The organism is Rhodococcus sp. IEGM 1351 (assembly GCF_030056875.1).
Taxonomy (GTDB): domain Bacteria; phylum Actinomycetota; class Actinomycetes; order Mycobacteriales; family Mycobacteriaceae; genus Rhodococcus_F; species Rhodococcus_F opacus.
The window spans coordinates 290,987-311,593 of sequence record NZ_JASHKU010000006.1 but is presented as its reverse complement, the minus strand read 5'-3'; the positions used below and the strand labels follow the sequence as shown (position 1 = coordinate 311,593).

The window sequence follows — 20,607 nt, the reverse complement described above, 5'->3', positions numbered from 1 at the left end:
ATAGGAGGCGGGGTTCACATGAGATCCGGAAGCAAGGCGCACACGAGGTGCGACGACATCGACGTGCACTGCCCCGCCGACGGCCGCCTCGTCGCGCGTGTACCGGACGAGAGTTCCGAGGCAGTGACCGATACCGTCCGTCGACTGCGCGCCCACCAACCCGAGTGGGAAGCGCTGGGGCCGAATGGAAGGGCCACGTGGCTGCGGAAGCTGCGGGACTGGCTTCTCGACAATGAGCGCCACCTCATCGACGTGCTGCGGTCCGAGACCGGGAAGCCACGCGCCGAAGCAGCCATCGAGCCTGCGCTCGCGTGCGACCTGATCAACTACTTCGCGGACAACGCCGGCAAGTTTCTCGCCGACGAGCGGGTGAAACCGCATGGGCCGCTGTCGATGACAAAGCGACTGATCAAGACCGTCCGCCCCTACCCGGTGGTCGGTGTGATCACCCCGTGGAACTTCCCGCTCGCGATGCCGGCGATGGACATCATACCGGCGCTGCTCGCTGGTGCGGCGGTGCTGCTCAAGCCGTCTGAGGTAACGCCGTTGTCAGCCGTCGAACTAGCTCGGGGATGGTCGGAAATCGGTGCACCCCTGGTCTTCTCGGTACTCACCGGCCGCGGCGACACAGGTGCAGCGGTAGTGGATTCGGTGGACTTCGTGCAGTTCACCGGCTCCACCCCGACCGGTCGAGCGATCGCCGTGCGGGCCGCAGAGCGGCTGGTGCCATGCAGTCTCGAACTCGGCGGCAAAGATCCGGCCATCGTGCTGGCGGATGCGGACCTGGACCGCGCGGCAGCCGGAATCGCTTGGGGCGGAATGTTCAACGCCGGACAGGTGTGCGTGTCGATCGAACGCGTTTACGTCGAGGCGCCCGTGTACGACGAATTCGTCGCGCGACTGGTGGCACTCGTCGGCTCGCTCCGACAGGGTGACGACGGCGACGGGTACCGGATCGATGTCGGTGCGATGGCTACACAGGCCCAGCGTGACCTCGTTGCCCGACACGTCGCCGACGCTGTGGACGGCGGCGCCACGGCGCTGACCGGCGGCAAGGCCGGGAGCGCTGGCACCTTCTTCGAGCCGACGGTCCTCGTCGACGTGAACCATTCGATGGCCTGTATCCGGGAGGAGACGTTCGGGCCCACGATCCCGGTGGTGAAGGTCGCCGACGCCGACGAAGCCGCGCGCCTGGCCAACGATTCCGAGTACGGCCTGTCCGCGACGGTGTGGTGCGGAGATCGGGCCCGCGGCGAGGCGATCGCGCGCCGGCTCGAAGCCGGCGCGGTGAACATCAACGACGCCTTCTCCAACCTGTTCGCGCTGGGGTTACCGCACGGGGGATGGAAGCAGTCTGGTCTCGGCGCGCGATTCGGTGGTGAATATGGAGTTCGGAAGTACACCCGGCAGCAGGCGATCACGGTGCCGCGCGGACCCGCAATGAAGCGGGAGTTGCTCTGGTATCCGTACGCACCCGGCCGCGGTCGTTTCGTCGGCCGGGTGCTGCGCGCCCTCGTCGCGCGCGACCCGCGCCGCCGCCTGTCCGTGACAAGCCGCTCGAATCCCTGTAACGACGACAGAAGGACAGAAGGAAAATGACACAATCTCTGCACGGTCGCGTCATCGCGATCACCGGCGGTGCCCGCGGAATCGGGTTCGCGACCGCCACGGCCCTGACCAGGCTCGGCGCGAAGGTGGCGATCGGGGACATCGACGAGGTCAAGCTGAAGGAGTCCGCGACCGAACTCGGCCTGGTCAGCTACCGGAAGCTCGACGTGACGGACCCCGAATCGTTCGGGGCCTTCCTCGACGACGTGGAAGCAACGCTCGGACCTATCGACGTGCTCGTAAACAACGCCGGCATCATGCCCGCCGGCCGAATCGCGGACGAGCCCGATGCGGTCACCCGCCGGATCCTCGATATCAATGTCCTCGGGGTGATCACCGGTTCCAAACTGGCTGTTCGGCGAATGCTGCCGCGCGGCCGTGGGCACGTGGTCAACATCGCCTCACTCGCAGGCGAAATCTACACACCAGGGCTGGCCACCTACTGCGCCAGCAAATATGCCGTCGTCGGCTTCACGGACGCGGCCCGGGTGGAGCACCGCGGAACGGGAATCGAGTTTTCCGCGGTGCTCCCGTCTTTCGTCAACACCGAGCTGACTGCCGGCACCAAGGGGCTCCCTGGACTCGAGAACGCCGAGCCGGAGGACATTGCGCGTGCCATCGTGGCATTGATCGAATGCCCCAAACCGAAGGTGCGGGTGACCAAGCTCGTCGGTGCCCTCGCCGCGAGTCAGAAGTTCTTCCCTCGTCGGATCAGCGAAGCGCTCACCCGTGCGCTCCACACGGACAGAGTGTTTCTGGAAGACGTCGACATCACTGCCAGGCAGGCCTACGAAGAGCGGGCTCGTCACAGCTGAGCAGAGTTTCGGATGCAGGTCATGCAGGTCTCGAAGCCCCGGCCATGGGACGGCTATCGGGTGTTGAGTGTCTCATCCTTCGTCGTCGACGGCCGGGCAGCCTGGGAAGCCTTGCAGTAGCTCCGAAGCAGTTAGGAGATGCACACCACGGAGGCGGCGATGAACGCTGTCTTGGAGGGATAGTTGGCGAAGAAGAGGACGACCGGTCCGGAGCCGCCCGGGCGATCGCCCTCGACACCATCGCCGACCGATCTTCGACACCAATCCGTCTCCGTGCGTCAACAGCTTCGGCACCGGACGCTCACACCGAGACGTGTCATTTTTCCTGGTCAGCGCACTCTCCGAGAGCACGGTTTTTGCCGTCCATCCACCCGATCGCATGACCACACGGAGCGCTGAGATCTTTGGGGAGGCCGGCCTCCTTCCGGATCGACAGCAAACCGGCGGCGTAGCGCTGCGTCGTCGGCGCGCAGCGCCTCCCGGACGGGGTTCAGATGTGCTCGCTCAGTGCCCAGGACGGTGTCGTTTGGGGTGGCGACGGTGACGGGGTCGCCGTGGGTCGCAGTAGAGCGCAAGGTCACGTTCACGTCTGTGAGATGCGAACAAACGGCGAGAATGTTCCCGTGCGATCCGTTCGACTCGTGGCGACGCCGCGACTCTCCGGCGCCTCCAGCGCGCTTCCCTGCCGTTCGCGCAGAGTTGCGTGACCTACATAACAAGGGGCCGAAGCGGACTTCGCAAATCTGCCGAGCGGACGCTGACTGGGCGGTGAGCGACACAAGACCCTCGCGGGTTCCGTGTGCCGGCGAGGGGCTTGCAGAACCAGTGTGGTCCTGGCGAACTAGTTGTACTGACCACGGACGTTGGTGACGGCGTGCCGAGGTGACACAGAGTAGACCTCCGAGTGAAGTGCGAGCTGTCTAGGAACGCATCACTCACTCAGGAGGTCTTCGTGGTCCACCGTAATGCCCCGTTGTCCGAAACGGGTCGTCTGCGCCTTGCTCAATGTGTCATTGATGATGGGTGGCCGCTGCGGCGGGCTGCTGAACGGTTCCAGGTCGCGGTCACCACCGCAGCACGCTGGAGCTCTCGTTACCGCGCCGAGGGGCCGGCCGGGATGGCCGATCGCAGCTCACGGCCACATCGCAGCCCGAACCAGACCCCGACGCGCACCGAGCGGCGCATCATCAAAGTCCGCGTCATCCGCCGCTGGGGTCCGACCCGGATCGCGTATCTGCTGGGTTTGAATGTATCGACAGTGCACAAGGTCCTGAGCCGCTACGGGTTGGCTCGACTGCGGTGGCTCGACCGCCCGACCGGACGGGTGATCCGTCGCATGCACTCACCGCACTGCGGCGATCTCGTTCATGTCGATGTCAAGTGACGACGCTCGGCGAAAGTGCTCAGACTTGCTCGGTGAAAGTGCCCACCTGTGAGCGGTGATTACTGTAGCGGTTGGCGGGGTGTGGTGGTGGCTTTGCGGAGGTTTTCGGAGCGGGCGTGATGATCCCGAAGGCGGTAGGAGTCCCCGTCTAGATTGAGCACTACGGACCGGTGCAGGAGCCGGTCGAGCATGGCCGCGGCGACGGTGGTGTCACCGAGGACCTGACCCCACTCGCCGACACTGCGGTTTGTCGTCATGATGATCGAGGTCTTCAAATACCGTTGCGTGACAACCTGAAACAGCGCCGACGCCGCCTCGCCGGGCAACGGGAGATAGCCCAGTTCGTCGACGACCAGCAGGGTGGGGCCGGCGAAGAACCGCATCGTCGTCGCCCACCGGCCCTCGATCGCGGCCCGGTGGCAGCGGGCGGCGAGGTCGGCGGCGGTGGTGAAGTAGGTGCGGTATCCGGCGTGCACCGCGGCCCGCGCGAGCCCCACCGACAGGTGCGTCTTTCCGACCCCCGGCGGGCCGATAAGCAGGATATTGGTGGCGGTTTCGAGGTAGCGGCAGGTCCCGAGCTCGGCGATCAGCTTCCGGTCGAGGTTCGGGGCGGCGTCGTGGTCGAAGTCCTCGAGCGACGCTGGTGTCGGCAGGCACGCAAACCGCAATCGTCCGGCGAGTCGGCGGGCCTCGGTAGCGTCGACCTCGATCGAGAGCAACTCCTCCAGGGTGGCGGTCATCGACAGGTTGGTTTGTTGCGCGCGGTCGAGGACCGCGGGCAGGGCTTCGGCGGCGTCGTGGAGTTTGAGTACCGCCAGATGGCCGCGCAGGCGTTGGTAGAGGCTGGCCGCCTCGGCGGTGTTCGGCGCCGGCACCGCATCGGGGATCGGGGTGGTGGTCATGCGAGGGTGTTCCTTCCGTGGGCGGCCCGCTCGTAGGTGGACAGGTCGATGACCGTCGAGGCCGTTGCAGCCGAGGGTTCGACCGCACTCGATGTTGTGGTGGTGGTGGTTCCGGTGGTGGTGCGGCGCAACACGTCCGCGGCCTCGATCGCGGCGGGTCCGGGTGGGATCCGTTCTTTCCGGCGGTGCGGGCGACCGGCGGACCCGGCGGCGGCCATGGCCACTTGCTCGAGCGCGTAGACATGGCCGTGGTCGCGGACGATCACCCCGGCGCCGTCCGGGGCCAGGCGGTGGCGGGCGATGGTGATCTGCGCGGTGGTGACGATGTCGATCACCTCCGATCCGAGGACTTGGGTGACGGTGACCTGCGCCGACGCCAGCTCCGGGGGCACCGAGTACCGGTTGCCGCGGTAGGACACCAGCGCCTGCCGCGATGCGGTCCGGGGTTCGGTGAGGATCGCCGGATACGGCGTGGCCGGCAGCGCGGTCAACGGTTCGGCGGCCGCCACCGTTGCCACCGACGCCTTGCCGTTGGCGGTGGCCCGTAGCCGGGTATCGCCCCGCAGCCGGCAGAACTCGTCCACGCGTTGTTGGGCCTGTTCGACGGTGACGTCGTCGGGAAGGGTGCGCCACCAGCGTTGGGCGGCAGTATGATTGGCCTTCTCGACCACACCTTTGCGGTTCCCGGCTTTGGGTGGGCAGATCGCCACCGAGACGCCGTAGTGCTTCGCGACGCCGGCGAAGCTCGCGGTCACCCGTCCCGAGTCGGGATGGCAGACGGTGGCCATTCGATCGAACCGCCACACCCTCGTCACGCCGCCGAGCCGGCGGCTGACCCGGTCGAGGCCGTCGACCAGGTGCGGTTGGGTCATCGCCGGTGCCAGGATCCCGCGCCAGCGCCCCGAATGCGCCAGGGAGCCGACCAGCAGGTGCGCCATCCCGCCCCAGCCCCAGGAGGCGGGTGGATTCGGCAGATCGACCCAGTCCCACTGAGTTTCCTCGCCGGGCGGATGGTCGATCATCGCGTTCGCCCGGTCGGTGGCGTTCGCGCAGGCCTCGCACACCGGGCGGAGTTTGCGGTCGCGGATCTGCCGGGTCAGCGTCGGATACGACAACCGGTAGCCGAGATCCTCGAGCTCGTCGCACAGGGTGCGGGCCCACAGGTGCGGGTCCTCCCGCAGCCGGCAGGTGACGTACTCGACGAACGGCTCGAAGGGGTCCTCACGTGCGGGTTTGCGGGTACCGGGGGTGGTGACACCGTTGATGTAGTTGCGGATGGTGCGGCGGTTGCGGCCGGTATGGCGGGCGATCGCCGAGATCGTCCAGCCCTGTTTGTGCAGTGCGTGTACTTCCACGTCTTCCTCCCATGTCAGCATGAGATTGCGGGTCTCCCTCGAATCGCTGGTGTGTGGTCAGAGACCACCAGCATCGAGGGAGACCCGCCCTCATCGGCGGAGCCACACGGGTGAGCACTTTCGGTAAGCAGAACTGAGCATTTTCAGCGAGCGCCGTCACAAGAAACTGGGCAAGATCCCCGCGGCGGCGGGGATGGCGGAAGGTCGGTCGCTCGGCAGGCAGCCGCAATGCCCGAGCCGACAAAAGCAGCGGCGAGCTCGACAAGTACTACCGTCCGGTCCGCGGCTACCACTTCCTGCACACCGTGATCGACGCACACTCACGGTTGGCCTACTCCGAACTGTTGGGGCGACGAACGCAAAGCCACCGCCGCCGCGTTCTGGCTACGCGCCAACGCATGGTTCACCGAGCACGGCATCACTGTTGAAAAAGGTGTTGACCGACAACGGTTCCTGCTACCGATCACACGCGTTCCGAGACGCACTAGGCGAGATCAAGCATCGCCGAACCCGCCCCTACCGACCCCAAACCAACGGCAAAGTCGAACGCTTCCACCGCACCCTGGCCGACGAATGGGCCTACGCCCGCCTCTACACCAGCGACCTCGAACGCTGTGACGAGTTCCCGCGGTGGCTGCACACCTACAATCACCACCGCGGCCACACCGCACTCGGCGGCCAACCACCCGCCACCCGCATACCCAACCTCTCAGGTCAGTACATCTAGTCGGCACCATGACCATGGTCGTGTCGTGGACGGATCAGCATCATGAGTGGGCGACCGATTCCGCCCGATCAATCTCCCCTGTGCCTGCCGGGCCTTTCTTCTGCTGTCCCCGGCTTTGGAGCGGAGCGGTCCGTGCTGGGATCGATGGTCAGGTCCGTGGTGTCGGCGAAGATTAGTCGACCATCGTCGAGGGCGATTGCCCATCGGTGTGCCGGCGCCCATTCGTGCCCGCGGCCCCCCGGCTCGGTCAGTGCCGCATAGTCCTCGACGACCTCGCCGGTAACGTCGGCCTCGGCGTTTCTGCGGACAAGCACCCGAGTGCCGATAGCCAGAGTGGGGCCGATCACCAGGCGGTTGCCGTTGTTCGTGGCCATTCTTTCGCACCTTCTGCTCGACGGACCCGGGCGATGGCTACCGCGGAGTCGGTCACAACTCTGATCCTTTGCTCCCACAGCCTATCTTGTGACCTCGAAGTAGTCTGTGGGAGATCGGGAGAGCGGGCATCCCGCGAGCCGATCCTCGCGGGATGCCCGCCGTCTACGGGGCGATCCAGATTGCCGGTCACCCAGCTGGGTCTGCGTCAGGCGATTTCGAATCGGTCGAGGTTCATCACCTTGTCCCAGGCGGAGACGAAGTCTCGCACGAACTTCTGCTGTGCGTCGTCGGAGGCGTACACCTCTGCGAGAGCGCGCAGTTCGGAGTTCGACCCGAACCCGAGGTCGACGCGGGTTCCGGTCCACTTCACCTCACCGGTGACGCGGTCGCGGCCCTCGTAGATCTGCGAGTCCGTGGACCTCGGCGCCCATGTCGTTCCCAGGTCGATCAGGTTCGTGAAGAAGTCGTTGGTCAGCGTTCCCGGCTTCGAGGTGAAGACACCCTCCTCCGACCTGGTGTTGTAGTTCGCGCCCAGCACCCGCAGGCCGCCGACGAGGACCGTCAACTCGGGAGCGGTCAAGGTCAGCGGGTTCGCCTACGATCCCCCCGAAAGTGCGAGCAGAGCAACGACCAGCATCCGCTTCTTGCCGACCTTGTCGCCGATGCGGCCGACGATTGGTGTGCACACCGAGGCGGATAGCAGATATGCAGTGAGAACCCACGTCACTGTGGCCTGGTCGGTGTGTAGCTCTGATTTGATCTCGCTCAGTACGGGCAATACGAAGGATTGCAAGAGCGCGAACACAAGAACTGACACGGACAGGACCACGAATGTGATGCGGTGACGGGGACTGCTGTCGGCGGTCACGACGCTCCTAAGTACGGCGACAAGTTTTCACCGTACGCCGCCACAGCCTTCTGGCCCAGTACCTTTCGGTTCCGTTGCTGCAATGATCGTCACAGGATCGTTCCATTTCGAGCCGGAGCCAGCCACACCCCGCCGCTCCACCCGTTGGTTCAACTTTTTCGGCAACCAGAAACAGTCGCTAGTCTCGGAACTCACCTCACGGCAATGTGCTCACAGAATATTGCTGGCGTCGGCTGAATCGTGCCCTCAGCACGCCCATACCTTCAGCTCGAGGGTTCTGGCTTCAGGGGCACGCCGCTCGAGAGGATCGCTGAGGTCAGCGCGGCCGCCGGCTGCTCCGGCGCACGAGGATTGGGCAGTAATACCAGGTCGAGAGCAGGCAGCGCCGGAAGCCCGGTCGAGGCGGGCAACTCCACAATGTCCGAGGACAGCAGTGACCGCGCGAACACCGCGATGCCGAGCCCGGCCCGAACCGCTGTGAGAACGCCGTTGACGCCTCGCGCCACACAAGTGATCCGACTGCGCATGCCTGCCGCCTCGAGCGCCTGCAGCTCGCCAACGGCCTGAGTCGTTTTCGGGGCCTTGGTGGAGCGGACTGTCGGGCACCGGTGCACTCGATGGCAAGTTCGCGAAGCACGCTTCCACGCGACGGTTGCGACTCCTGCGAATGACGGTCTTTAGCCAACCATGGTTATTCGTCACGCCGCCGACCCGATCGTGCCGATGGCATCGGGGTATTTAGAAGAGCATTCATCGAGCACGCAACAAGCTCGTCGGGGAGCTCGGCGTGTCGTGAAAGGTGCGGAATACGGACAAGATCGTTGAGTGCTGTGCGAACCGCATTCACCAGCGCGAGTGCGTCTGCCTCCGTGACTTCTGAACGTGAGGTTCGTAGCCATTTGACCCATTCGGCGAGGTCGTCCTGGCGGATTCGCCGATCACGCTCGGCAGCACTAGCGGGGAGGTTGAGGGCTTCGGTAACTGAAACCGCGAGCAGATCCGTGGCTTCGGTTGCGATACGAACATAACCTCTCACGAGGCCTTCGATGACCTGTTCATCGGAGGCGCTGTGATGCATGGCCCTGGAGCTCTCCAGGGCCATCCATTCCTGTACTCGGATGATCAAGGCGGAAAGGATGTCGGCCTTGCTGTCGAAGTACCTGTAGACGGCAGGGCCTGCGATGCCGAACTCGTCGAGGCTGACTCCACCGAAACCGCGCTCCCGGAACGCGCGCGCCGCTGCTGCGATGATCTGTTCGCGACGTGATGTACCTGGTCGTTCATTTGCGACTGGAGCCTCCGCCGCTGGCGCATCGCGGGACTCGGGTGACGCTGACGCGCATTCGGGGGTATTGATGGCTGCCAACGCAGCAGACACCAGCAGTGGGGACAGGCGACGCTGTGACAGTGACCGGTCGTAGTGCCCTGGGCTGGTGATGATGCTCACCGCCATCCACGCGCGTACGTCGGCACCGAATCTGCTCTTGGAGGGATCGGCTTTTTCAATGGCCCTTCGCACCGCGCCTCCGATGCGACGAGTACCCTCGCGCACTCGCTCGAAGTCATCGGCGGTGAGGTGCCGTGCTTCTCGCTGCCATAGGGGGCCGAGTCGAAGGCTCTCCAGTGATGCCTCGACCATCCGCGTCAATAACTCCTCTAAGCTGCAGACGCCGGTTTCGGAGCGCTCGGCGGATTGGGCTGCCATGAGCAGTCGGTCCTGGTCTTCGAGGACCACCTGCGACAGTAGATCCTGCTTGTTGGCGAAGTGCCGGTAGATCGCCCGTGCGGTGACGTCGGTTGCCTCAGCGATGTCTTCCATCCGCACGGCGTGAAACCCGTATTTCGTGAACAGTTCACTGGCGTTGTGGAGTATCTGCGCACGCCGGTCACGGGGTCGCCGGCGCGTGGCAGTGGACGCCTTCACAGTTTGCGATGCGGTCACGACGCCCCTTTCCTCCTCGAGGCCCATATGGGATGGACACGATGTCCGGACTGGCGGCGCAGCCGTTTAATACAGCCTTCTGACGATATACCGGCGGCGGACGGTCCCCCGGAGTATCCCGCACTGCCGCCGTTCGAGGGCCGATCGGACACAACGCCTCCTCCCACGCGGGGCGGCGCAGGCGCACTGCGCCCGAGCGTAGGTGAAGTCTCCACTACGGCCACAGTCCGAACAGTACACACAATTTGCGATAAGAGTCATGGACAATTTCCGTTACATGATGCTACCTGCTTGATTCGATGAAAGATACGTTCACCTGACATTTTCGGCTCAACACTCAGCGAAGCGCCCCTCGCGCACTGCCGCGGTTCACTCGCGGATCGGCAGCTCTTCTTGCTTGATCTTTGGGGCCTCAACAGGTCATATGCTTCCGAATGAACGAAAGATCAACCATGCATCCTCTGAGCTCTCCGGCTCTGAGCAGTTTCACATTTTCAGATACGAGCTATTGACATATCTACGGAGTGGGGCCTACTAATGTGAGCAGCAGCACACCAGTTTGGTGAAGCGAACCACTAGGGATCAAGGACATGCCGCCTCACGGAGGCGACCATCCGCACCCGGCCGGTCACAGCTTCTGCTTACGCCCGTTCGAACAAAGGAACTTCGATGAAGGATCTGCAATTTCTGCAATGGAAGACCGATCAGAAGGTAGGCACGGTCTGGCTTACCCGCCCGCCGGTCAACGCGGTCACCCGGGAGATGTACGCAGAGATCAAGTGGTTCTTCACCCACACGGAGGAGTACCTCCCCGAGGCTCGGGCGATCGTCTTGACCGGCGCCGGCAAGCACTTCTGCGGCGGCAACGATCTCACCGAATTCCAGACGATGACGCCGGAAAACGCCGGTGAGCGCATGCTTGCGGTCCGTGAAGCGTTCTGGTCGATCTACGATTGCCCGTTGCCGGTGATCGCAGCTGTCCACGGAGTGGCCGTGGGCACCGGATTGGCCCTGGCAGCGTCGTGTGATCTGGTCGTGGCAGCCAAGGGCGCCACATTCACGCTTCCCGAGGTCAACGTCGGTGTGATGGGCGGCGCCAAACATGCCTCACGCCTGGTACCGCAGCAGTTGGTCCGCTATCTGCACCTCACCGGCGAACCGCTGTCTGCCGAGGAACTCGCGCAGCAGGGCGGCGTCTTGAAAGTCGTCGATCCCGATCAGCTACTCGACGTAGCCTACGACGTGGCGGCCAAGATGGTCCGGCACTCCCCGGTCACGTTGCGGTTCGCCAAGCGCAGCCTCAATGCGATCGAATACCAGGACCTCAAGGGCGGCTACGAGTTCGAGCAGGGTCTTTCCGGCGAGTTGTCCGCTTACTCAGACGCCAAAGAGGCCGTAGCAGCATTCTTCGAGCATCGCGCACCGGCCTACACGGGAGCATGAGATGAATGCTGTTTCACCTGTGCCGGTCGAGCAGATCACCGAGATCGCCGATCTGCGGCGCGAGGCTCGGAGGTGGCTTGCCGAAACAGAGATCCCCACCGTGCCGTTGGAGCTGGAGGAACGGTTCAACGTCCTTCGTCGATGGCAGCGCACACTATTCGATGCCGGATGGATGGGGCTGGGATGGTCACGTGAAGCCGGCGGACGTGGCCTCACCGCGCGGCACCAGCAAGTCTTCTCCGAGGAGCTGGCGCGCGCTCATGCACCCGCCCCGATCGGATTGATCGGCCTCGATGTGGTCGGCCCCTCGATCCACCGGTACGGTTCGCCCGAGCAGCGCTCCCGTTTTCTGCCGCCGCTGCTCGCCGGCGAAGACATCTGGTGTCAGGGGTTCTCCGAACCCTCTGCCGGCTCCGACCTCGCATCACTGCGGACCCGCGCTCTTCGCCACGGGGACAAGTACGTCGTCAACGGACAGAAGGTCTGGACCAGTTGGGGCAATCAGGCCAGTTGGTGCGCACTGCTGTGCCGCACCGACCCCGACGCCGAACCCAAGCACGCCGGCATCTCCTACCTCATCGTCGACATGAGTTCCCCCGGAATTACCGTCCGTCCACTCGTCCAGATGACAGGCGATGCCGAATTCTGCGAGGTCTTCTTCGACAACGTCGAAGTCCCGGTCGGCAACCTGGTCGGCAAGGAAAACGACGGCTGGCGAATTGCCCTCGACACCCTGTCTCAGGAACGTGGCTACTATGCAATGCGCCGACAGGTGGAGATCGGCTGGGGTGTCGAGAAGACGATCGACGGACTACGAGGCACCTCCCCGGAATCGACGACCAATCGTCGGATCAGCACCGCCATCGGAGAGTCACACGTGGCGCTGCGGGTGTTGGATGCTCAGATCCGCCGAACTGTGCAACGCCTGATCGACGAAGAGGGACCACATCCGCTCGACTCGATCGACAAGCTCGTCCTCAACGACGCAGAGCAGGTAGTCGGTCGCGCCCTCGCCGATCTCCTCGGACCGTTCCGCCTCGACACCGAATCACAACCTCTCGGGCTGAACGCCGCGCAGTTGATTCACGATCACTACTTCTCGCGTGCCGCATCGATCTACGGCGGTACATCACAGATCCAACGCAACATCGTTGCCGAGCGGCTGCTCGGCCTACCCAGGAGCTGATGATGAGTCTCACCGCACCTGACGTGGACCTCGTCACCCCGATCCGCGAATTCTTTGACCGCCGTGTCACATCCGACTACCGTCATGCCCTGCTCAGCGGCGGCGGCTGGGACCCGGATCTGATGGCCGAACTCGACGACCTCGGCTGGTTCGAGCTGACCCGCCCCGAAAACCGCGGTGGTCTAGGAATCGACCTGACCGCGGTCGCCGGTCTGATCGCCTTGGTCGGTGATCGGCTCGTACCCGGCCCCCTGGTCGAGCAACTGATCCTGCCGGCGTACCTCGACATTCCCGAAGGTTCGCTCGTCGCCTTCGCCGACCCTGCCGTCACCCTCGACTGGGCATCCTCGATCGGTTCCGTGCACATGGAATCGGGGCAGATCCAGGGAACGATCGAACTCGTACGCTTCGGCGCCGAGGCCGACTCGCTGGTACTGGCAGTCGACGGCCCGGACGGACCGGCGCTGCTGCTCCTACCGGGCAGTGACCCGGCGCTGGCGCTCACGCCGATCACCAGTTCTGATCCCACATCGCATTACGTGCGCCTGGAGATCGCATCGCGAACTGTCACCGACGCCGAGATCCTCGCCACCGGAATCGAAGCGGCCACACTCCTACGACAGATCCGGGCATGGTTCCGGCTTCTCACCGCGTGCGAAATCAGTGGTATCGCCCGCCGTATGCTCGAGAAAACTGTCGAGTACGTCGCGCAGCGCCAGCAATTCGGCAAGCCCGTCGGATCCTTCCAAGCCGTGAAACACATTGCGGCGTCGATGGCACAGGCGGCCATCTCGATGGAGGCGCTCTGCGAGGCAACGGTTTCCGATATAGCCTCTGCTGAGGTTGATTTCGATATCGAGATGGCAACGTGGACGGCCAAGGCCTATGCCGCCGGCGCCGGACGACAGGTGGTCGAGGACGCCTTGCAGTTGCATGGCGGGATCGGCTTCACCACCGAATACGACCTACACTGGTACTACCGCCGCGTCCTCGCCCTGCGGACCTGGTATGGGGACGAGCACGAACTCCACGCACTCATCGGTTCGCGGCGCCTGACCGACGGAGTCGACCGATGATCACCGCAACTCACACCGATTCCGCGCGCCGCGACCGCTACCTCACCAGCGGCGAGTGGAGCCACAGCACGATCGATTCTGCTTTGACCGAGTATGCACACCATCACCCCGATCGGCTGGCTGTGGTCGATGGCGATCGTCAGGTCAGTTATGCCGAACTCGACGCCATGATCCGCCGGTTGGCCGGCGCGCTACTCGAGCGTGGGATCCGGCCGGGCGACTCGGTGGTCTGGCAGTTGCCGAACTGGCTTGAAGCGATCGTCGTACATCACGGTGCGCTGCGGATCGGCGCCGTCTCCACCCCGATCATCCCGATCTATCGACATCGCGAAGTGCAGTTCATTCTGAAGCAATCGCGAGCGCGTATCGCGTTTGTGCCCGGCATGTTCCGCACCTTCGACCACCGCGGGATGTTCGACGAGCTGGCGCCCACGCTTCCCGACCTCGAGCATGTGATCACCGTTCGCGGTTCCGACAACGAGTTCGACCACCTCCTCTCGGGCGCAACTCCACTCGACAATCCCGTCGAGCACGCCAGCACCGATGTCGCATTGCTTCTGTACACATCCGGAACCACCTCCGATCCGAAGGGTGCTCTACACACCCACGAAAGCCTGGATTACGAGAACCGGAGCATCATCGAACTCTTCGATCTGACCGGCGAGGACATCGTGTACATGCCCTCACCGGTCGGTCACATCACCGGCATTCTGTACGGACTGCAGTTGCCGTTCATGCTCGGCAGCCATGTCGTGTTCCAAGATATCTGGGACCCCGGCGCCGGCCTGGAGTTGCTGCAACGCCGACGCTGCACGTTCGTCATCGGTGCCACACCCTTCTTGCACGGACTGGTACACCACCCGGATCGCGCCGAGTACGACATCGCCCTGCGGGTTTTTGGTTGCGGTGGCGCCGACGTACCCCCCGAACTGATCCGGCAGGCCGAGGAGCAGCTGGGCTGCACCGCGACCCGCATCTACGGATCGACCGAATTCCCGACTCTGTCCGGCGGAAACGCGAGCGATCCGCTGGACAAGCGCGCCACCACAGACGGGCGTCCTATCGGGTCCGCAGAAGCGAGGACTGTCGATGAGCACGACACTCCGGTCCCCCCGGGCGCGGTCGGCGACCTGCAGGTTCGCGGCCCTGACCTGTTCACCGGATACCTCGATTCGAGACTCAATGCGGATGCCTTCGCCTCGGATGGCTGGTTTCGGACCGGTGATCTGGCGGTGATCGACGAGGACGGGTACATCCAGATCACCGGTCGGCGTAAGGACATCATCGTCCGGGGCGGGGAGAACATTTCCGCCAAGGAGATCGAAGACCTGCTCTTCGAATATCCCGGTATTGCCGACATCGCGGTGGTCGGCATGCCCGACCCGATCATGGTCGAACGCATCTGCGCCTATGTGGTACCGAGCGACCAGGCGCATCCACCTGCGCTGGACGAGCTCACGTCGTTCCTGCGCGAACATCGGATGGCTACCCAGAAGCTGCCCGAGCGGCTCGAAGTCGTCGAACAACTACCGCGGACGGCGACAGGCAAGATCCAAAAGTTCGTCCTGCGTGACCGAATCCGAGTCGCTCTGACCTCCGACAACGCTGTCTGATCGCACTCCCCCATCTCCCTCGTACCCCTTCCGGAAGGAAATCCCTTGAACACCACACTCCTCGAGGAGCTCGACGTCCTCGTCATCGGCGGCGGCTTCTCCGGCGTCTACCAGCTCGACCGGCTGCGCACCCTCGGCTACAACGTCAAGATCTACGAGGCCGGCACCGGACTCGGCGGCGTCTGGCATTGGAATTCCTATCCAGGTGCACGCGTCGATACCTGGGCGCCGGTCTACCAGTTCTCGCGTGAAGAGCTCTGGCGCGACTGGAACTGGAGCGAGATGTACCCCGGTCGTGACGAGCTGGTTCGCTACTTCGAATACGTCGACGAGAAGCTCGACCTGAGCAAAGACGTCCGCTACGAGACCCGCGTCCTGGCAGGCCGATTCGACGAAGAAACCCATACGTGGACATTGGTTTCCCGCAACGAGCGCACCGGTGAGGAATTCACCACCCAGGCGCGGTTCGTGATCATGTGTCTCGGTGCCGGCTCCAAGCCCCTCTTCCCCAACATCCCTGGCCTCGAAAAGTTCGCGGGCGACTGCTTCCACACAGCACGCTGGCCACTGGAGGGCTACGACCTTGCGGGCAAGCGGGTCGCCGTCATCGGCACCGGAGCCAGCGGCATCCAGGTAATCCAGGAGGCCTCGAAGGTCGCAGATCATCTGACGGTGTTCCAGCGCACCCCCAACACCGCGCTTCCGATGAATCAGCGGGCGCTTGGTGAGGCGGACAATGCCGAGATGAAGAAGACCTACCCGGAGCGATTCGCCAATCGCAAGAACACCTGGGCCGGTTTCGATTATGACTTCCTCAAAGAGAACATCCAGGATCTGACCGAGGAACGTCGCAACGAAATACTCGAGGAACTCTGGACCAACGGTGGACTGCAGCCCTGGCTGGGTGGCTTCCTGAATGTCCTGTTCGACAAGGACGACAACGACATCCTGTACGCGTTCTGGCGGGACAAGACACGTCAACGTATCACCAGGCCGGAGCTGGTGGAACTGCTTGCACCGACCGAGCCGATCCATCCATGGGGCGTCAAGCGTGTCTCCCTGGAGCAGAACTACTTCGAGAGCCTGTGCCGTGACAATGTCGAGCTCGTCGATAGCTCTGCCAATCCGATCCGGGAGGTCGCCAGTGACGCCATCGTCACCGCGGACGGTACCCGACACGAAGTCGATGTCATCGTGCTGGCCACCGGCTTCGACTCGGTCACCGGAGGCTTGACTGCCATCGATATTCGCGGCACCAGAAATGAGACCTTCGAGGAGGTGTTCCGCGGCGGCAGCCGGACAGCACTAGGCAAGGCGACAGTAGGCTTCCCGAATCTCCTGTACGTCTACGGACCCCAGAGCCCGAACGCATTCTGCAATGGTCCGACATGCGCCGAACTTGAAGGCGAACATCTGATCCAGATCGTCGAGCACATGCGGAACAACGGCTACACCCGTATCGAGGCCAAGCCGGAAGCCCAGCAATATTGGGGTGCGCATATCGCAGAGCTGACCTCGGCCACCCTGTTCCCGCTGGCCAAGTCTTGGTACATGGGCGCCAACGTGCCCGGCAAAACCGTCGAAATGCTCATGTATCCCGGCGGTCTTTCGGTATACCTCGAGATCCTCGAGAAGGCTGCTGCCGGTGGATATCAGGAGCAGTTCGAACTCGTCTGATCTCACCTGACCAGCCACCCCGATCGGAACCCGAGGGTAGACATGCTCATACATGTCGTGACATTCACCTTCAAGCCGTCCATCTCGACCAGTGAAATCGACGAATTCCAAAAGGATTTCAAATTTTTCGTCGACCAATACCGTACGCGCGCAATGTCCGACACGGTATCGACCTCGAACGCGACCGAACAACGCCAGCTATGCACTGGTTGCCCATTTCCAGGACGAAGCCGTGCCCCAGTGTGAATCCTGGCTCGGGACCCAATTCCTGACAGCCGAGTGACAATCACCCAGTACCTCAACCCGCACGGACTAAGGAGTTCACGCGATGGCTACCTACCAACCCACAGTATTCTCGACCGGGCATCAGTTTCTCGAGGCACCTCGCTGGCATGACGGAAAATTCTGGGCCAGCGACTTCTTCAGCGAACAGGTGCTCACCTTCGCCGAGGACGGCACCGCAACGCCGATAACCAAAGTGCCCGGCCGACCGTCCGGACTCGGTTTCCTACCCGACGGGACCCCCCTTGTCGTCTCGCAGAACGAGCGGTCGGTGTATCGCATCACCGCCGGCGGCAAGCTCGAGCAGTATGCCGACTTCAGCGCACTGGCTGGAGGGATCGGCAACGACCTGTATGTGTCACCGGCGGGCGACGCTTATGCCGGCAATTTCGGATTCGCGCTCGGTGAAGAGGATCCGAAGCCGACTCACCTCGTCCACATCCGGGCCGGCGGCAGCGTCTCGCAGGTTCCTGGAGATCTGATCTTCCCCAACGGCTGCGCACGTACCCCCCATGGCACCCTGCTGGTCGCGGAAACCTTCCCGCACCGCATCAGCGCGTTCGACATGGCGGAAGATGGCGGTCTGACCAACCACCGAGTATGGGCGCAGCTCGACGAATCGTTTCATCCCGATGGCATCGCCCTGGATAGTGACGGCGGCCTCTGGTTCGGGAACGCGTTGACCCTCGGCGCCGACAGTGGCTTCTATCGGGTCGTCGAAGGCGGCCAGATCACCGATAAGGTCGAGGTCACCGACACGTGGGCAGTGGCGTGCGCATTCGGCGGAGAGAACCTCGACACCCTCTACCTCTGCTGCAACACAACAACGCTCGAAGAGTTTCACGAGGGACGCTCGACCGCTCATGTTGCCGTCGCGCAGGTCGGGCGTACCGGAGTTCCGGCGTCCATCTGAACGTGAGGAGACAGGCGTGAACACCACGATCGTCACAGAAGGCCGCGGCGGGATCGGGCTTGCGACAGCGCGTACCCTTCAGAAGATTGTCCGAAGCGCCAGGTCGTCCTGGTGGACCTCGACGCTGGCGAGGCCCCCGGCCTACACCGATCGAGTCCTCGCGGCGGCCGGGTTCATCGCGGGCGATCTTTTCGACCGTCGATGCCGCTCACGCCGACCCGCCCGAAGCCCTCTCGTCGGGTATCCACCGACGCCGTCGCCCGATGTCTGCCCTCGAACACCGCCGGAGAAGCGCCGGATTACCGTCCGGCCAGTCAGGCAACATCTCGATCCCGGACGTGGCGGATCAGGCGCCCACGCCGGTCGCCGACGACGCTCGCGAACGAGACGGCGGATGTGATGACAGTTACTTTCGAGCGATACGCTTCGGTATCGTTCGCCATGTCGCTACCATCAATTGCACACCGTTTACAACCTCGTTAGAGGTGACCGAGTGTGGATCATCCGGGTTCGTCCCGGTCCCACCGATGTCGAGCCCAGGCATCAAATGCACCGACACGCCCTGCGGACGTGGTGCCGCACCGATCATAGTCCCGGACCCAGGTCTGTCGCTGCCGCTACCCGACTGCCGCCTCCCGGGCATCAGAAGTGACACCGCGATGTGTCGAGGGGTCATGTCGCACAACACCTTCGGATGAAATGAACGACGCGTGGTTGTTTCCCGGGAGGCCACGCCAACCCACACCGATCCGCCTGGCATACCGCGGCAACAAACCCACGTCCGCCAGCCACACCCGCGCGACCGCCCTTGCCGACAGATTTGGCCCTCCGCTCCACTCCGAAAGCGACCCATCCCGCTGTGCCTGATCATTTCCGCCACTCCCCCGACCGGGACTGGCAGCACCGCGCGTCCTGCCGCGGCACCGACACCAACCTGTTCTTCTCCCCCGACGGTGAACGCGGCCACGACCGCGCCCGACGTGAGCGCGCCGCCAAACAGATCTGCCAGGACTGCCCCGTACTCGCTCAGTGCCGAGCCCACGCTCTCACCGCCACCGAGGCATACGGCATCTGGGGTGGCATGTCCGAAAACGAGCGCACCCGCCACACCCGACGCACCCGCGTCCCAGCCCGCCACCGCGACGCCACACACGCTCCGGCACCACACCACCACCGCTCTCCCTGCTCGTGCACGTGACGAACACGTGCGCGGTGACATCGATCCCCCCGTCACGGCTCCGCCTCCGGAACCTGTGAACGTCTCTCTGCGAACCGGCAGACGGCACTCCTGAAGTCCCTATCCTCGACAAGGGACGTTCTCCCGCAAAGGAGTGACCATGAGCGGATCGATCGAATCATCTCCGCACGACGGTGCCCGTGTGCTCGTCGTGATCCTCTCCGCGGTGGTGGCGGTCGTGGGTTCGATCATCGGCTCAGGGGCGCTGGTGGGAACCCCGATCTCCCAGGTCGCCGACGGCGCCCTCGCCACCGACGCCACCGCAGTGGCCCCCGGCGGGCCCGCCTTCTCCATCTGGACCCTGATCTACCTCGGGTTCCTCGCGCTCGCGATCTGGCAGGCACTGCCCGCGCACCGCACCGATCCTCGGCAACGCCGCGCCGGGTGGTGGCTCGCCGCGGCGATGATCCTGAACGCGGCATGGATAGCCTGCGTGCAGTTCGAACAACTGTCGCTCAGCGTCCTGACCATTCTCGCGTTACTCGCAATGCTGGTCGTCGTGTTCGACATCCTGACCAACACGAAGCCGTCCAGTCGTGTCGAGGCGATCGTGGTCGACGCCACCGCGTTCGTGTACCTCGGCTGGGTGTGTGTCGCGGTGGTCGCCAACATCGCCGCCGCGCTGGCCGCCGCCGAGATCGATCCGTTCGCTCTCGGGGCCGATACCTGGGCCGTGCTCGTCCTCACCGTAGTCGCCGTGGTCGCCGTGGTCCTTGCCGTCGCCGGTCACGGACGCTTCACCGTCACAGCAGCCATCGTCTGGGGGCTCGTATGGATCGCCGTCGCGCGGACCACCGGCGACGGTTCCACCTCACAGCCCGCCGCCATCGCCGCGCTGGCGGCCGCCACGCTGGCCATCGTCGCCACCGCGATCGCCCGGCTACCCCGCGCACGTTCCGGCGAGCCCACCGTCACGAACCCGTAATCGTGTAGTGCTTGGCAGGTCGACCACGAGCGATCCGTAGTGGCCGACAGGATTCCCCGATCACACCCGTCCTGACCGCCCCACAACTGCGCCCGCATCTTCTCCTCGAAACACTGGTCTACGGACGCCGAACACGGAACGTCCCCGACGAGAACGAAGTCGTCCTGTGCGGAGGTCAACCAACCAGGGGACGGTAACTCTCGAGCTCGAGAAGCGACGGCACGCATCCCGCTTCCGCCACGGCCGTCACCTCATCGAGGTAGGCCAGGACGGGCCGGA

Annotated in this window: 16 protein-coding genes and 3 pseudogenes; 12 read left to right on the top strand and 7 right to left on the bottom strand. The window is 64.1% G+C overall.

Features of this window, described 5'->3' with window-relative positions; translation table 11 throughout:
• Positions 1 to 18 precede the first annotated feature (18 nt).
• The 3 genes and pseudogenes from QM806_RS13485 to QM806_RS13475 form a co-directional block, all read left to right on the top strand.
• Complete coding sequence (locus tag QM806_RS13485) at positions 19 to 1,599, top strand: aldehyde dehydrogenase family protein (RefSeq protein WP_120660210.1); 1,581 nt, start codon at positions 19 to 21, stop codon at positions 1,597 to 1,599.
• A complete protein-coding gene (locus tag QM806_RS13480) occupies positions 1,596 to 2,423 on the top strand; it encodes an SDR family oxidoreductase (RefSeq protein ID WP_005264721.1) in 828 nt (275 codons plus the stop codon). Before QM806_RS13485 ends, QM806_RS13480 begins: the two co-directional genes overlap by 4 nt.
• Positions 2,424 to 3,375: 952 nt before the next feature.
• A pseudogene (locus tag QM806_RS13475) lies at positions 3,376 to 3,804 on the top strand (leucine zipper domain-containing protein); the annotation flags it as partial.
• Positions 3,805 to 3,866: 62 nt separating this feature from the next.
• On the opposite strand, the gene istB reads toward QM806_RS13475, so the two are convergent.
• Positions 3,867 to 4,709, bottom strand: coding sequence for an IS21-like element helper ATPase IstB (gene istB, locus QM806_RS13470; RefSeq protein WP_283291705.1), 843 nt, complete (start codon positions 4,707 to 4,709; stop codon positions 3,867 to 3,869).
• Positions 4,706 to 6,085, bottom strand: a complete 1,380-nt coding sequence (locus tag QM806_RS13465; RefSeq protein ID WP_283291703.1) for a Mu transposase domain-containing protein — start codon at positions 6,083 to 6,085, stop codon at positions 4,706 to 4,708. The genes istB and QM806_RS13465 overlap by 4 nt, the downstream gene beginning before the upstream one ends.
• A 139-nt stretch (positions 6,086 to 6,224) precedes the next feature.
• Here QM806_RS13465 and QM806_RS13460 point away from each other — a divergent pair.
• Positions 6,225 to 6,791, top strand: a pseudogene (locus QM806_RS13460) (integrase core domain-containing protein); the annotation flags it as partial.
• 68 nt (positions 6,792 to 6,859) lie between these two features.
• On the opposite strand, the gene QM806_RS13455 reads toward QM806_RS13460, so the two are convergent.
• The 5 genes and pseudogenes from QM806_RS13455 to QM806_RS13435 form a co-directional block, all read right to left on the bottom strand.
• Complete coding sequence (locus tag QM806_RS13455; RefSeq protein WP_005565974.1) at positions 6,860 to 7,165, bottom strand: hypothetical protein; 306 nt, start codon at positions 7,163 to 7,165, stop codon at positions 6,860 to 6,862.
• Positions 7,166 to 7,371: 206 nt separating this feature from the next.
• Positions 7,372 to 7,752 (bottom strand): annotated as a pseudogene (locus tag QM806_RS13450) (catalase/peroxidase HPI); the annotation flags it as partial.
• 9 nt (positions 7,753 to 7,761) lie between these two features.
• The gene (locus tag QM806_RS13445; RefSeq protein WP_005565970.1) at positions 7,762 to 8,034 is read right to left on the bottom strand and encodes an MFS transporter; all 273 of its coding nucleotides are present in this window, start codon (positions 8,032 to 8,034) and stop codon (positions 7,762 to 7,764) included.
• Between the two features lie 263 nt (positions 8,035 to 8,297).
• A complete protein-coding gene (locus QM806_RS13440; RefSeq protein WP_120661396.1) occupies positions 8,298 to 8,561 on the bottom strand; it encodes a LysR family transcription regulator in 264 nt (87 codons plus the stop codon).
• Positions 8,562 to 8,725: 164 nt separating this feature from the next.
• Positions 8,726 to 9,976 (bottom strand): TetR/AcrR family transcriptional regulator, encoded by a 1,251-nt coding sequence (locus QM806_RS13435; RefSeq protein WP_169695632.1) that lies wholly within the window; start codon positions 9,974 to 9,976, stop codon positions 8,726 to 8,728.
• Between the two features lie 669 nt (positions 9,977 to 10,645).
• Between QM806_RS13435 and QM806_RS13430 the strand changes: the two genes are divergently transcribed.
• From QM806_RS13430 to QM806_RS13395, 8 genes are all read left to right on the top strand, one after another.
• Positions 10,646 to 11,419, top strand: coding sequence for an enoyl-CoA hydratase-related protein (locus QM806_RS13430; RefSeq protein WP_005264718.1), 774 nt, complete (start codon positions 10,646 to 10,648; stop codon positions 11,417 to 11,419).
• A 19-nt stretch (positions 11,420 to 11,438) separates the two neighbouring features.
• Positions 11,439 to 12,605, top strand: a complete 1,167-nt coding sequence (locus tag QM806_RS13425) for an acyl-CoA dehydrogenase family protein (RefSeq protein ID WP_005264717.1) — start codon at positions 11,439 to 11,441, stop codon at positions 12,603 to 12,605.
• 2 nt (positions 12,606 to 12,607) lie between these two features.
• A complete protein-coding gene (locus QM806_RS13420; RefSeq protein WP_231137737.1) occupies positions 12,608 to 13,681 on the top strand; it encodes an acyl-CoA dehydrogenase family protein in 1,074 nt (357 codons plus the stop codon).
• Positions 13,678 to 15,294, top strand: a complete 1,617-nt coding sequence (locus tag QM806_RS13415; protein ID WP_005264715.1) for an AMP-binding protein — start codon at positions 13,678 to 13,680, stop codon at positions 15,292 to 15,294. The genes QM806_RS13420 and QM806_RS13415 overlap by 4 nt, the downstream gene beginning before the upstream one ends.
• Before the next feature lie 45 nt (positions 15,295 to 15,339).
• Positions 15,340 to 16,971, top strand: coding sequence for a flavin-containing monooxygenase (locus QM806_RS13410; protein ID WP_054248414.1), 1,632 nt, complete (start codon positions 15,340 to 15,342; stop codon positions 16,969 to 16,971).
• 328 nt (positions 16,972 to 17,299) lie between these two features.
• A complete protein-coding gene (locus tag QM806_RS13405) occupies positions 17,300 to 18,166 on the top strand; it encodes an SMP-30/gluconolactonase/LRE family protein (RefSeq protein ID WP_054248415.1) in 867 nt (288 codons plus the stop codon).
• Positions 18,167 to 19,025: 859 nt separating this feature from the next.
• Entirely contained in the window at positions 19,026 to 19,364 is a 339-nt protein-coding gene (locus tag QM806_RS13400) for a WhiB family transcriptional regulator (protein ID WP_054248272.1), read from the top strand.
• A 139-nt stretch (positions 19,365 to 19,503) separates the two neighbouring features.
• Positions 19,504 to 20,328, top strand: coding sequence for a TspO-related membrane protein (locus tag QM806_RS13395; protein WP_054248782.1), 825 nt, complete (start codon positions 19,504 to 19,506; stop codon positions 20,326 to 20,328).
• The last annotated feature ends 279 nt before the right edge of the window (positions 20,329 to 20,607 follow it).

Coding starts and splice junctions, on each gene's coding strand:
- QM806_RS13485 (WP_120660210.1), top strand. CDS start 19: ATGAGATCCGGAAGCAAGGCGCACACGAGGTGCGACGACATCGACGTG.
- QM806_RS13420 (WP_231137737.1), top strand. CDS start 12,608: ATGAGTCTCACCGCACCTGACGTGGACCTCGTCACCCCGATCCGCGAA.
- QM806_RS13455 (WP_005565974.1), bottom strand. CDS start 7,165: ATGGCCACGAACAACGGCAACCGCCTGGTGATCGGCCCCACTCTGGCT.
- QM806_RS13480 (WP_005264721.1), top strand. CDS start 1,596: ATGACACAATCTCTGCACGGTCGCGTCATCGCGATCACCGGCGGTGCC.
- QM806_RS13415 (WP_005264715.1), top strand. CDS start 13,678: ATGATCACCGCAACTCACACCGATTCCGCGCGCCGCGACCGCTACCTC.
- QM806_RS13405 (WP_054248415.1), top strand. CDS start 17,300: ATGGCTACCTACCAACCCACAGTATTCTCGACCGGGCATCAGTTTCTC.
- QM806_RS13465 (WP_283291703.1), bottom strand. CDS start 6,085: ATGCTGACATGGGAGGAAGACGTGGAAGTACACGCACTGCACAAACAG.
- QM806_RS13440 (WP_120661396.1), bottom strand. CDS start 8,561: ATGCGCAGTCGGATCACTTGTGTGGCGCGAGGCGTCAACGGCGTTCTC.
- QM806_RS13395 (WP_054248782.1), top strand. CDS start 19,504: ATGAGCGGATCGATCGAATCATCTCCGCACGACGGTGCCCGTGTGCTC.
- QM806_RS13430 (WP_005264718.1), top strand. CDS start 10,646: ATGAAGGATCTGCAATTTCTGCAATGGAAGACCGATCAGAAGGTAGGC.
- istB (WP_283291705.1), bottom strand. CDS start 4,709: ATGACCACCACCCCGATCCCCGATGCGGTGCCGGCGCCGAACACCGCC.